At 31.6% G+C, this 13,461-nt stretch carries 14 protein-coding genes; 5 read left to right on the top strand and 9 right to left on the bottom strand.

What is annotated here, in order from left to right:
- Positions 1–355 precede the first annotated feature (355 nt).
- Entirely contained in the window at positions 356–1,045 is a 690-nt protein-coding gene (locus ACFWM3_RS04140; RefSeq protein ID WP_056468630.1) for an MgtC/SapB family protein, read from the top strand.
- Between the two features lie 63 nt (positions 1,046–1,108).
- Positions 1,109–2,101 carry a potassium channel family protein gene (locus ACFWM3_RS04135; RefSeq protein ID WP_056468633.1) on the top strand — a complete coding sequence of 331 codons (993 nt, stop codon included), beginning with the start codon at positions 1,109–1,111 and terminating at the stop codon, positions 2,099–2,101.
- A gap of 82 nt (positions 2,102–2,183) precedes the next feature.
- Here ACFWM3_RS04135 and ACFWM3_RS04130 read toward each other — a convergent pair whose 3' ends face one another.
- A complete protein-coding gene (locus ACFWM3_RS04130) occupies positions 2,184–2,588 on the bottom strand; it encodes a YugN family protein (RefSeq protein WP_056468636.1) in 405 nt (134 codons plus the stop codon).
- Positions 2,589–2,707: 119 nt separating this feature from the next.
- On the bottom strand, positions 2,708–4,060 hold the full coding sequence (locus ACFWM3_RS04125; RefSeq protein WP_390310361.1) for a glucose-6-phosphate isomerase: 1,353 nt from the start codon (positions 4,058–4,060) through the stop codon (positions 2,708–2,710).
- Positions 4,061–4,262: 202 nt separating this feature from the next.
- On the opposite strand from ACFWM3_RS04125, the gene ACFWM3_RS04120 reads away from it, so the two are divergent.
- Entirely contained in the window at positions 4,263–4,496 is a 234-nt protein-coding gene (locus tag ACFWM3_RS04120; RefSeq protein ID WP_056468643.1) for a DUF378 domain-containing protein, read from the top strand.
- Positions 4,497–4,571: 75 nt separating this feature from the next.
- Here the strand turns inward: ACFWM3_RS04120 and ACFWM3_RS04115 are convergent, their stop codons facing one another.
- Positions 4,572–4,958 carry a CvfD/Ygs/GSP13 family RNA-binding post-transcriptional regulator gene (locus ACFWM3_RS04115; RefSeq protein ID WP_056468646.1) on the bottom strand — a complete coding sequence of 129 codons (387 nt, stop codon included), beginning with the start codon at positions 4,956–4,958 and terminating at the stop codon, positions 4,572–4,574.
- A 321-nt stretch (positions 4,959–5,279) separates the two neighbouring features.
- On the opposite strand from ACFWM3_RS04115, the gene ACFWM3_RS04110 reads away from it, so the two are divergent.
- A complete protein-coding gene (locus ACFWM3_RS04110; RefSeq protein ID WP_390310387.1) occupies positions 5,280–6,116 on the top strand; it encodes an alpha/beta fold hydrolase in 837 nt (278 codons plus the stop codon).
- A gap of 38 nt (positions 6,117–6,154) precedes the next feature.
- Here the strand turns inward: ACFWM3_RS04110 and ACFWM3_RS04105 are convergent, their stop codons facing one another.
- From ACFWM3_RS04105 to kapD, 6 genes are all read right to left on the bottom strand, one after another.
- Positions 6,155–7,558 (bottom strand): sensor histidine kinase, encoded by a 1,404-nt coding sequence (locus ACFWM3_RS04105; protein ID WP_390310360.1) that lies wholly within the window; start codon positions 7,556–7,558, stop codon positions 6,155–6,157.
- Positions 7,555–8,229: a response regulator transcription factor gene (locus ACFWM3_RS04100; protein ID WP_056468652.1), complete on the bottom strand. Its 675-nt coding sequence runs from the start codon at positions 8,227–8,229 to the stop codon at positions 7,555–7,557. Before ACFWM3_RS04100 ends, ACFWM3_RS04105 begins: the two co-directional genes overlap by 4 nt.
- Positions 8,222–9,205, bottom strand: a complete 984-nt coding sequence (locus tag ACFWM3_RS04095) for a YncE family protein (protein ID WP_390310358.1) — start codon at positions 9,203–9,205, stop codon at positions 8,222–8,224. Before ACFWM3_RS04095 ends, ACFWM3_RS04100 begins: the two co-directional genes overlap by 8 nt.
- A 110-nt stretch (positions 9,206–9,315) precedes the next feature.
- Positions 9,316–10,062: a FixH family protein gene (locus ACFWM3_RS04090; protein WP_390310357.1), complete on the bottom strand. Its 747-nt coding sequence runs from the start codon at positions 10,060–10,062 to the stop codon at positions 9,316–9,318.
- 213 nt (positions 10,063–10,275) lie between these two features.
- Positions 10,276–10,458 (bottom strand): hypothetical protein, encoded by a 183-nt coding sequence (locus ACFWM3_RS04085; protein WP_056468660.1) that lies wholly within the window; start codon positions 10,456–10,458, stop codon positions 10,276–10,278.
- 266 nt (positions 10,459–10,724) lie between these two features.
- A complete protein-coding gene (gene kapD / locus ACFWM3_RS04080; RefSeq protein WP_056468662.1) occupies positions 10,725–11,345 on the bottom strand; it encodes a 3'-5' exonuclease KapD in 621 nt (206 codons plus the stop codon).
- A gap of 241 nt (positions 11,346–11,586) precedes the next feature.
- Here kapD and ACFWM3_RS04075 point away from each other — a divergent pair, with 241 nt between their 5' ends.
- Positions 11,587–13,458, top strand: coding sequence for a transglycosylase domain-containing protein (locus tag ACFWM3_RS04075; protein WP_056468665.1), 1,872 nt, complete (start codon positions 11,587–11,589; stop codon positions 13,456–13,458).
- Positions 13,459–13,461 lie beyond the last annotated feature (3 nt).

Below are 13,461 nucleotides of genomic sequence, written 5' to 3'. Positions count from 1 at the left end.
TCAAACTCTCCATAAAAGTTAAGTTTAAATCTTGTATTGCTCAAAAAACTAATAATTGACGTTTACTTCATGTTTTGTTTAGTTTTCAAAGTTCACTTTGTCGCGTCATTTGCGACTTTTTCATATTAACATCTCTTTATCAGTGAGTCAACATTTTTTTATTTTTTATTACTTTGTTTCGTTTTTTGTCGAACCATCTTGGCGACGTATATAAATATAACACCCCATTTAGATTATGACAAGCCCCTTTTTTCATTTTTTTTAAAAAAAGATAAAAAAATTATATATAGTACGGAGGAAGTGTAATACGCTATGTCGAATTAGCCATAAACTATATAGAAAAGGGGTTTAGAAAATGGATCTACAACCAGATATCCTCATAAAATTACTAATATCAGCAATGTTAGGTTCCGTTATCGGGTTAGAAAGAGAGTTAAAACGAAAACCTCTTGGATTAAAGACATGCCTTGTTATTTCAATAATGAGTTGCCTATTAACAATTGTTTCTATTAGTTCAGCATTTTCATTTCATGGAAGTGATTATTTAAATATAACAATGGACCCATTACGTTTACCGGCACAAATAGTATCAGGAATCGGTTTCGTTGGGGCTGGTGTAATTCTCAGAAGAGGTAACGATACAATTGCTGGGTTAACAACAGCTGCTATGATTTGGGGTGCATCGGGTATCGGAATAATTGTTGGGGCTGGCTTTTATGTCGAAGCTTTTGCAGGCGTAGGCTTATTAATAATAAGTGTAGAATTAATTCCCTACTTAATAAACAAGCTTGGTCCTAAAAGATTAAAAGAAAGAGATATAAGTTTGAAGCTTACAGTAATAGGAAGCGAAAATATAAATATTGTCATTGATCAAATAACCGCTCAGGATATTACAGTTAAAAACATTAAAATAAAAGGATTAAATAATGATGAACATTATGTCCAAATGAAATTATTAGTATTTAATAAACGAAGAACGACAGAAATTTATTATGATATTGAACAAATAGAAAACATCCGTGGAATTGAAATAGAAAGTATATAGTAGTGATAAGTTATTGCTTATTGGTAAAAATAAGTGTTACGAAATTGCGATGGGGGTATAAGCTTGAAAGTATTTCGTAACCAACCTATCTATTTTAAATCCTATACACTATTAAAAATTACTGTACTATTATTATCGTTGATTGCTATATTCGGAACAATCATCCATTTCGCAGAACCATTTACTTTTCCGACTGTTTGGGACGGTATGTGGTGGTCAATCGTAACTACATTTACAGTAGGTTACGGTGATTATGTACCTCTCTCTCCAGTTGGACGTTTTTTTGCAGTTATTTTAATTTTACTTGGTACTGGAATTGGTTCTTTTTATATGATTTCATTCACGGCACAAACATTTAGAAACCAAGACGCGGATTTTAGGGGTACACTTACGTTTACAAAAAAGAACCATATTATAATAGTAGGTTGGAATGAACGAGTTAAAAATGTTATTAAACAACTACGTGCATCTTCAAACCAAGTCTATATCGTATTAATTGATGAAAGTTTAGAGTTATTACCTCCTGATTTAGAGAAGGTGCATTTTGTAAAAGGCTCTGCCGCTAATGACTCAGTTTTAGAAAAAGCAAATATAAAATTTGCCAATACAATCTTAATTACAGCTGATCAAAATAAAAATGAGCAAGATGCTGATATGCAAACAATTTTAACAATCATCGCAACAAAAGGTCTTAACGAATCGATTAACTGTATCGCAGAAATCTTAACGAAAAATCAAGTAATTAACGCTAATCGAGCTGGAGCCAACGAAATAATCGAAGCGCATTTGTTGACTTCTTTTGTTATGTCAGGTTCGATTATGCATAGAGGATATTCAGATGTTGTGCTTAAGTTAACAAACCAATTAGAAACCTTTACAGTAAAAATAATGGAAGTTGAACAAAAAATGGTTGGAAAATTTTATTTCGATATTGTAGTTGAAGAATTAAACAACGATAAAATGATTATTGGAATAATTCGTGATAAACAAACAATCATCAGACCCGATAAAAGTATTAAGATTGCAAAAGATGATTTCCTTATCTTACTTACTTAATAATTGTTACGATTAAAAAAGAGCCAATCTAAATGATATGGCTCTTTTTTAATCGACAAAGTTCTAAAACTTGACTCTTTTTTTATAAAAGTTCATCTTCAATTCTCTTTAGAATTTCAAACCCTTTTATTTGATATTTTCTAGGAACTTTTCCATCTTTTTCAATTGGTTCTTGGAACTGGTTTAATGATCCAGTTAAATTCCCCTCTAAACCAACATTATCATCTAGCCCCTCATTATAAATATGTGTTAATAAAAAGGGAGTATCGAATTGTATAACTGCTCCATCCATATCTAACGAACCTGAAGTAACATTAAAAGGTAATCTTAAATATTGATACCCGTCATCATCCTGCATTAATAAATCAAAACTGCCATGATCATATTCCCAGTTTGCTCCAATTACAAATCCATGATTTTTTAATTTCCCCTCAATGTCATTAAGCGGATATATTGCATTTTCTAATTTTGATTTTAAAGGATACATGCTTTCCTCCTCCTTTTTCAATAGTATTTTCTTATTAAGTAAAAACATGAATATTAATTTTAATTTCAATAAAAAAACCGTTGTTAAAGTCAATTTAACAACGGTCCTTTTATCTAATATTATTTTAAACGTTCTTCTAATTGCATTTTTAGTTCTTCAAATCCTGGTTTTCCTAATAATGCAAACATGTTTTTCTTGTAAGCTTCTACACCTGGTTGATCAAAAGGATTTACTCCAAGTAGATATCCGCTCATCGCACAAGCTAATTCAAAGAAGTATACCATGTAACCGAAAGTATACTCATCTAATTTTGGTAATGAAACAATTAGATTTGGTACTCCACCGTCAGCATGAGCTAAGATCGTACCTTCAAAAGCTTTTTTATTAACGAAATCTACAGTTTTACCAGCAAGATAATTTAATCCGTCAGAGTCGTTATCCTCAAGTTCAATTGTTAATTCATGGCGAGGATTTTCAACAGATAAAACTGTTTCAAATAAATCACGTCGACCTTCTTGTACATATTGTCCAAGAGAATGTAAATCCGTTGAGAAGTTTGCTGAAGATGGATAGATCCCTTTTTGGTCTTTCCCTTCACTTTCTCCAAATAATTGCTTCCACCATTCTCCAAAATATTGTAATGATGGTTCGTAGTTAACAAGCATCTCTATTGTTTTACCTTTGTTGTATAAAACATTTCGAACAACTGCGTATTGATATGCTTGATTATCTTCTAATTCTGAAGAGTTGTATTCTTTATATGCATCTTGTGCACCCTTCATCATTTGTTCAATATCAATACCCGCTGCAGCAATCGGTAATAAACCTACTGCAGTTAATACTGAATAGCGTCCACCTACATCGTCAGGAATAACAAATGTTTCATATCCCTTTTCATCGGCAACAGTTTTTAATGCTCCACGTGCTTTATCAGTTGTAGCATAAATACGATGTTTAGCTTCTTCAGCACCATATTTTTCTTCTAATAGCTTTCTAAAAATACGGAATGCAATCGCTGGTTCAGTAGTTGTCCCAGATTTTGAGATAACATTAATTGAAAAATCCTTATCCTTTAAAACTTGAATTAAATCGTGCATATATGTAGAACTAATATTATTTCCTACGAAGAAAACTTGCGGTGCTTTTCTTTCTTCTTTAGAAGCAATATTAAAAAATGAGTGTTGTAACATTTCAATTGCAGCACGTGCACCTAAATAAGATCCACCGATACCAATTACTAAAAGAACGTCTGAATCTGATTTAATTTTCTCTGCTGCTTTTTGAATTCGAGAAAATTCTTCTTTGTCATAGTCATTAGGTAACTCTACCCATCCTAGATAATCGCTACCTGCACCTGTTTTTTCATGAATTGTATGGTGAAATAATTTCACTGCATCCCTTAAATAAGATATTTCATGATCTTGAAAAAACATTTTTGCTTTTGAATAGTCAAATTTAATATGAGAAGTCATACATCAAACCTCCTTAAATAGTTGTAATACCTTTACAATGTACCTAATTAAATAATTGAAAGCAAGTAAATGGAATTATATTTTTGTGAAATTTTTAACAAAAATTAAAAAGACAATTCTCCTTATAATTATTTTTAGTACATAAACAAAAACAAATGAGGAAAGATATGATAGAAGGTCATAAAAAAGGAGGTTAACCTATATGAGTACATTACAACGTATTGCACTTATTTTTACAATTATTGGAGCTATTAACTGGGGTTTAATTGGGTTTTTTCAATTTGATTTAGTTGCAGCAATTTTTGGTGGTGCAGATTCTGCTTTTGCTCGAATTATTTATGGTATCGTTGGTATTTCAGGATTAATTAACCTTGGCTTATTATTCAAACCTTCAGAAGAGCTGGGAACACATCCTGAAACAAATGAAGTAAGATAACTAGCAGACGAAATTAGTCTCTTTTGTATCTGTACTTTTCCAACATTAAAAAGGAAGGGTAAATTCCCTTCCTTTTTAATTCGTCATATTTTCTTTCTTCATCTCAACGCGAAGCCATTCATTTAATTTTTTATGCAGGGTGCTAAATCCATCTGGTTTAAGCTCTCTTAATAGTCTAGCTGCATGTTTTAAGTTCTCGTCACCATTAAATCCTTGATCGATACTTGCTCCTTTTAAAGACAAACTTATTTTTCCTGTCATCTCATCAATAGACAGTACACGTACATTTACTAATTGCCCAACAGAAATATAGTCTCGAATATCTCGAACATATCCATTAATAATTTCGGAAATATGTACTAGTCCTTGTGTTTGGTGATCAAGTGAAATAAAGGCACCATACGTTTGAATCCCTGTTACTTTACCAGTGTAAACTTTTCCAATATTGTAGTTTTGTGCCATTCAAAACACTCCTAATTTTCGTTCAATTCCACTAACTAAATTTTAGCACACACAGACCAACTTTTAAAGTTTGCTTACTACTCATAAATGGCACTTCTTTTCTAAAATCCCTTTACTTATTATAGTCACTTTAAAGGTTGGGCTATTTCAATTATTTTAAATAAATACCTGTCTCTATTAGAATTGACGAAAAACTTATAATTTAAAAGTATTTTAGCCAATTGCATATCATATGGTGACATACAGAGTATTACTGAAATAAAGAATGTATTCCTTCCGTTTGGACATAATAATCCAAAAACTTAAAGGAGAGTTTGGATGATGAATCATTCTGGAACAATGCAGTCGACATATAAGGTTTCTGGACTTGATGTTTATTATGAACTTTACGGATACCATAATAGCAATAAGCAAGATTCAAAAGTATTTGTATTAATTCACGGTTTTTTATCATCTTGCTTCAGTTTCCGAAGACTAATCCCTTTTATCTCAAAAGATCATGTAGTTGTCGTAATTGACCTACCCCCGTTTGGTAAAAGTGGAAAACAGTTAAATTTTAAATATTCGTATGATAACTTTGCGAATGTTGTTATCTCTCTTGTAAATCATTTAAATTTGCAAAACATTTATTTAGTCGGACATTCTATGGGTGGGCAAATTGCTTTATATGTAACGAAAAAAGAACCGGAACTTGTTAAAAAAGTCATTTTATTATGTAGTTCAGGTTATTTAGGAAGGGCCAATCCACATTTAATTATTTCATCTTATTTCCCTTTTTTCTATCTATATATAAAAAGGCATTTAGCTAAACAAGGTATTATGAAATCCCTAATTTCTGTTGTTCATGATCAGAAGTTAATCGATGATGAGATGATAAACGGATACAAGGAACCTTTTTTGCAAGATGAAATTTTTAGAGCATTAACAAAGATGATTCGTGATCGAGAAGGAGATTTAAGTCCTTCAGATCTACAGAATATATCTGTACCTACTCTTTTAATTTGGGGAGAAAAAGATAAAGTAGTTCCACTAGAAGTAGGTGAAAGATTGCATCGTGATTTAAGGTACTCAACTTTATATACTTATCCAGAAGCAGGGCACTTAATTCCTGAAGAAATTCCTGAACATATTTATGAACGGATATCAAATTTTGTATAAGAAAAAGAGTCTCGAATCGGGACTCTTTTTCACATTTTTTATATTTCAAATATCGGTAAAGTAATAATAACCTTCAAGCCTTTACCATCAATATTCATAAATTTTAACTTACCATTGTGTTGGTCAATAATATGCTTTACGATGGCAAGTCCTAGTCCGGTTCCACCTTCGTTTCTAGATCTTGCTTTATCGACTCGATAAAATCTTTCTCCTAAATGCGGAATCTCTTCAGACGGGATCCCCTTTCCTTCGTCTAATATTTCCAATGTGACTTGTTTATCTTGAAATAGTGAAATATAAATTGTTTTACCTAAAGGCGTGTAACGGATTGAGTTATCAAGTAAATTGTGGATTACCTGTTGAAATCGATCTGGGTCAACATTTGCGATAATCGTCTCATCTAAATTTTTTTGAATTTTAATATTACGTTCAATAAGTATCTGGGAATATGTCTCGATTGTATCTTCAATTAGCTGGGCAATTACATTAGGTTCTTGATTAAGTGGAAATTGCTGACCATCTAATGTGGCCAAGTCAAGTAAATCTCTAACTAATCTTTGCATCCGACTAGCCTCTTTTTGAATGATACCAACATATTTTAGTTGTTGTTCTTGTTTTATTACACCATCTAAAATTGCTTCACTATATCCTTTAACATAACTTAATGGCGTTCTTAATTCATGAGAAACATTAGCTAAAAACTCTTTTCTATTTTCATCTTCTTTTTGTAAAGAATCAGACATTGAGTTAAACGCAGTAGCTAGTTTTCCGATTTCATCACCACTAATGTAATGTATACGTTCAGTGTAATCACCATTTGCCATTTTATAAGATATTTGCTCCATTCTTGATAATGGCTTAATCATTTGTTTTATTATACTTCTGCCAATTAAAAGAATAATGAAAGCAAATAACAATGTACTGATCATAAAAATCCATTTTGATTGTTGGATTAATTCAGTAACACTCCTTAAAGGTAAGTGTAAATAAATAATCCCTTCAAGTTTTTCTTTTTTTACAACCGGAACAACGACACCGATTATTTGATGCTTAAATCTTTTTTCAAATCCTGTCTTCGTAATCACTTTTCCTTTTAATAAAGTTTCACGATCATCTTCAGTAATGAAAGATTCGTGGCTTACATTATAGGGGATACATGCACTTAAATCTCTTGGATTACTAATAAATAAAACATTAGCATTTGAAACAGCATCAAATTTTGAAACAAATTCTGAAAAGTCATTTACATTATTCGTATTATGATAATGATTTACTAAACCTTTACCTTCTTGGATTAACGTGGAACGAACGTATGAAACATATAATTGCTTATATGCAAACTGAAACATTAAAAAGAAAAAGATCGTTGTACAGATTACGATTAAACAAATCGTTAACCAAAGCTTTTGTAAAAACGATAATGAATAGATCAACTTCTTCATCCGTTTATCCCAAATTTATACCCTACACCCCAAACGGTAGATATATAATCTGCATCCTGTCCTAATTTAATCCTTAAAGTTTTTATATGTGTATCGACTGTTCTAGCTGTACCGAAATAATCAAAACCCCAAACTTTTTCTAAAATCTGCTCACGGCTAAAAACGTGGTCTTGGTTCTTACAAAAGAAAAGAAGCAAATCATATTCTTTTAAAGTAAGCGATAAAGGTTTGTCCGATACAAAAGCATTCCTAGACTTTTCATTTATTTTAATTTGGCCAATCTGTAAAACTGAGGCATCCGTATTTTTCGTTCTTCTTAAAACCGCATCTACTCTTGCAATTAATTCACCTGGACTGAAGGGCTTTACGATATAATCGTCCGCTCCCATTTTCAATCCATTTACCTTATCCCACTCTTCACCTTTTGCTGTTAAGAAAATTACAGGTACATTTGATGTTTCTCTAATCTTTTTACAAAGGGTCCATCCATCCATTATAGGCATCATTATATCTAAAATTAATAAATCATAGTTTGATTGACTTATTTTTGATAATGCGATTTCACCATTGTTTGCTTCGTCCCAACTATATCCACTATTTTCTAAATACATTCCAACCAATTGGCAAATTTCTTGTTCATCATCAACAATCAATATCTTTCTTTCAATCATGACGAATGCCCTCTCTTAACAATAATTGAAAAGGTCCTCTTCCTACTGCAACTTCTTTTTCAATTTTCATCGTTGTCGTATTTATTTGGTACAACTTGTTTAAATCATAACTAGCTGCATAAGCAGTATGTTTAAAGCCAATAGCCGTATAAGGATTCGATCCAACTTCTATAAACTTAGTTTGATTAACTACATTCGGATTTAACTTATAAATTTGATTTGTACCATGGGCAATCGTAAACAATCCATCTTCATTTTGAAAAAACGAAATAGGCATTAAAGGCGTATGAAGGGACTTATTTTGCTTTCCAGTAGTAGTTGAATATACTTTTACGTACTCATTTTCCTCTTCTCCATTTCCATGTCCCCCTACAAATAGTTCAGATGAATCTTTGTTTAAAATTAAGCCTACCGATGTGTTGGGCACTTTAATTGTTTCAATTTTAAAACTACTTAAGTTAATACCAATCACTTTTTTTTCGTTAAACAAGCTAACATATAATTTATGATGAATCGTATCTTCAACCATAGAAATAGGATTTCTACCTATTTTAATTTTTTTAAGAACCTTACCATTATGATTAAAAAATGTAATGTTATTCTTTTTTCCATTCGTTACAGCAATCATCCGATTACTTTTTAAAGAAATTATATTAGTGATACCAGTACCAGCATTCCAACTATCAACATGGTCCCCTGTGGAAAGATGATAAATATCTATTTTTGGATTTGTTGGATCATATACCGCAATATCTTCTCCATTTTGTAATAATTCTGCTCCACTTACATCTCTATTTAAATTCCAATCTGTTACTTTATGTAAATCATCTAAATTTAGGAACGTTAAACTTCCCACTTTTTTATTTACTGAAATAAGGACATTTTCCGAATCCTTAATATGTGACATATTATTTGATACACAGCCAGCACAAAATAAGAAAAGTAAAATCGTGCTGAAGATCGAAATCTTTCTCAAAATATTCACCCCCATAAAAGCAATATCAGTCTGCCGATCTTGACTTCTAGCTTTTATATAAAAGAGGCTATCCTTCTATTCATCAAAGATAGGATAGCCTTCGTTATTATTTAATTTACGGTAACCTCTTTTTCAGTATGGTCATGTAAATCCTCTTTTTCAACATGAACCTTTACTGTATTTGTTCCTTTTTCTTTAAATGTATACTTAACTTCATATTCGCCAGGTGCAACTTCTTTTGCATCAGTATAGTCATGCTTTCCTTGCTTATCTTTCCATGTTTCAATTCGCACGTTCGCTTTTTCAAGTGGTTTACCATCATTTGTCATAAGATGAATCGTAAAGAGATTTTCTTTATTTGCAACAATCTTTTCAGTGCCCATTAAATGAATCATTACATCGCCATGATGATTATTTCCACTGTGTGTTTCATGTTCACTCTTTCCAGTATTACTATTACTAGTTGAGGTAGTAGCTTGAACTTTAAAATCCTTTTTCGGCATTGAATGTTGATCCCTAGCAGTAACATGGGCAATAACATAATAATCTCCCGGATCAGTAAATTTATATGTAGCCGAATAAATACCATCTGCACCATTTTTTGCATCAAGCATGGCAATACTATCCTCACCATTTTTACCAATTTCAAATTGAACTTCATCTGCGTCAGAAACCGCTTTATTATTTTGACTAACTTCAGCACCAATTGTAATTTCTTTATTTAAACTAATATCGGATGTCGGCAGAAGTATATTTACATCAACAGGTTTTTCAACTACAGGTTCCTTCTTCTTCTCATTAGAACATCCTGCAGTAATCATAATGCTTACAATTAATAGACTTAAAAACTTTTTCATATGTATTACCTCCTAAGATTCTGCTAAAGTAAAATGATCTTATATTTTAGATCGATAAGATTATGTTTTAAATGCGCTTTGTTAAACAGATCTGGATTAGTCTAATGTAGCTAATAAATTCACAAAAACAATCTATCACAAAAATGTGATGAAAATGTGATGTAACTCCAAAAAAAAGAGACCTTCCTTAGTAAGTCCCCATTATGAATTATTTTATTCACGTATTGATTTTTTTTCTTTTGATTCCATTAATTCTGTTATACGCTTTTCTTCTTTCAGCGATGCCTTTTTAATTAAGTAAAAAGTAATAAATGCGCCAATCATAAAAATAATTAATGAAATAACGGCAGGTATATACTCTGTTTTATCTTCAGGAAAATATAAAAACTCCATCATTGTCCCATCACTCCCACTGCCAATTATACAAAGTATTCTAAAATAATCAAAGGAAAATGAGGTATAGGTTAAAAGATTTTCCACTGATAATTAAGTATTGTGTTGTTGATTTCCACTTCGGGATGCTCGCTTTCCATGGAAAGCGAGCACCCTGTAGTGGAAATCAATAGGCACAACTTACTTATCAATGATACATCCAACAATTTAATTAACAAATTCCTCTTTCTACAAAATAAAAAACCAACTGATTTAAAATCAATTGGTTTTTAGTATGAAGATATTCTTTTCTTTAATAATGAAAAATCAATTAAGTCTCCTAAAGTTGCTGGAGCAGGTTTTTTCATATATTGCTTATCTTTTTCTACTAATTTATAAATATGATATGTCGTTAATGCATCATCTAGTGCTTTGTGGTGATTTCCAGTTCCATCTTTTCCATACTCTTTCATTGCGTTCCAAAGGCCAGTTTGATTTTGGTTACCGAAGAAGGTTTTATACTCAAGACATAAATCCCTTACTTCTCCATTAATTGGGAATGAAATATTTGCAGCCTCACAATTATGTTTTAGTACTCTCATATCCATATTGCCCCAAGTAATTACCGTAGTTCGATAGTTATTTGTCGCTTCATTTAATATTTCTCCAAGTTCTTTTAACTGTATACCATGATCAACATTCTCTTGAGAAATATTTAGAAACCTTTTGCATCTTGAGGATAACGTTGGAAACTGTAGCGGTTTAACAAATGAAGAATATGTTTGATTAATCTCATCATTAATGACACTTACAAAACCAACTTCAATGATTTCCGGAAAAAATTTAATTCCTTTTGATTTTCCATCGGGCATTGTAAATTCAAAATCAATAAACAGTAACTGCTCTTTCATTTCCTCACCTCCAGAAAAATAAATTTTCTGATTTTTACTTATTGTCTTATATGATTAACGAATATTCAAGTAAGACAATTTTCCTATTTTCAACTTTATTCCTTATTTTATTAATACAACCAATTTGTGTAAAAAATAACATAAGATACCCATCAAGATGAAAAATCGTGTTAAAATAATATCGTTCGTTTAATTTTTTCTTTAAACGAATTAATAAATAGAAAGTATATAGAGGGCTATTATGAAAAAAATTATTGGATTTATTATTATTATAATAAGCTTTCTTGTCTTTTATTTCACATCTCAGCAAGCTATGATGGCGTATGAGACCTCAAAACATATTCCCAAAAAGAAGGTAGAAGAACTACCTGTTGTTTCTTTATCACAGAACAGTGTTTTTTATGACAGAAATAATAATCCTTTTTACATTCCTGCTTCTGGTGATAATAGAATTAATTTAAAAAGCGGTGATATTCCGCAACTAGTAAAGGATATCTTTATTTCTACCGAAGATCGATATTTTTATTCACATAAGGGTATTGATTTATTTGGAGTTGCTAGGGCATTTATGGTGAATGTTTCGAATAGTGGAATAGAACAGGGAGCTAGTACAATTACACAGCAACTTGCAAGAAATTTATATTTAACTCAAGCGCGTACAGTCGAACGCAAAATAAAAGAGATTCAAATCTCTTTACAACTTGAAAAGCAATATTCTAAAGATCAAATTTTAGAAATGTACATTAATACAATATATTTTGCAAACCGAAACTATGGAATTGAAGCTGCAAGTAAAGCATATTTTAGCAAATCGGCAAAGGATTTGAGTATCGCTCAAACCGCTTTCGTATGTACAATTCCAAATAACCCAACTTTATATGATCCTTTGAAAAACTTTAATAATGCTAAAAAGCGTCAAGAAAGAATTTTAGGTATTCTTAGAGATCAGGGTAAAATCACTGAGCAACAGTATACTGCTGCCATGAAAGAAAAAATCACGCTAAAGAAAGATAGTAAAACACAGGAATATCCTGATTACTATTCTTACGTTGATTCTGAACTAAAAAGCATTTTAGCTGGTAAAAAAGGAAAATTTAATACTAGCAAACTATCAGCAGCACAACAAACTGAATTAAAAAAATTAAAAACTGTTCAAGAAAGAGCATTATATTTACAAAATCAAGGCTTAAAAGTCTATACAAGCTTAAATCCATCGGTACAACAAGTGACTGTCAGCGCAGTTAATCGAGGAACACTTTCAACAAATACGCAGGGCGCTGCAGTTGTAGTAAAAAATGATACACATGAAATTATTGCAATTTCTGGGGGAAGAAACTATGAACCTCACAATCTAAATCGAGCGTTCCAATCGTATAGACAGCCAGGTTCAACAATTAAACCATTACTAGTTTATGCGCCATATATTGAAACCTTTGGTGCTACTCCTGATACAAAAGTAAACGCAGATAACTACTGTAAGGGCACATATTGCCCTAAAAATGATAGTAAGAAAGAATACGGTGATGTAACTTTACGTACTGCTATGCAGAACTCATTCAATACGGCCGCAGTTCGATTATATGAGCAACTTACACCACGTATAGGTTATTCATACTTAGATAAGTATGGTTTTAGAACGATTACAAATGAAGACCGTATAGAGCTTGGTCGTGCACTTGGTGGCTTCAATGTCGGTATGTCACCATTAGAAATGACAGATGCATATTCTACATTCGGAAACAATGGGGTATTCTATGAAAATACCGCGATTAAAAAAATCACGTTAAGAGATGGTACTGTTTTATACGATAATGAACCAAAAGCAGTTCGAGTATACAATCCATCAACGAACGAAACAATGAGAAGCATGTTAAACTCTGTAGTAAAAGATGGTACTGCTAAACATATTTATATGCCGTTAAACTATATAGGTGGTAAAACAGGTACAACTAACGATAATACGAATCTATGGTTCATGGGATTAACTTCAAATTATACAATTGGTACATGGATTGGTAATGATAAACAAAGAATTCCAATTCCAAAAAACTATTCTTATCCACCTACACAACGAATTTGGCAAAACATCGTTGTGAATGGCCATTTATATTAATCT

This window comes from Gottfriedia sp. NPDC058432, from assembly GCF_042721555.1.
Classification (GTDB): domain Bacteria; phylum Bacillota; class Bacilli; order Bacillales; family Bacillaceae_G; genus Gottfriedia.
This window is presented reverse-complemented; position numbering and strand designations above follow the sequence as displayed.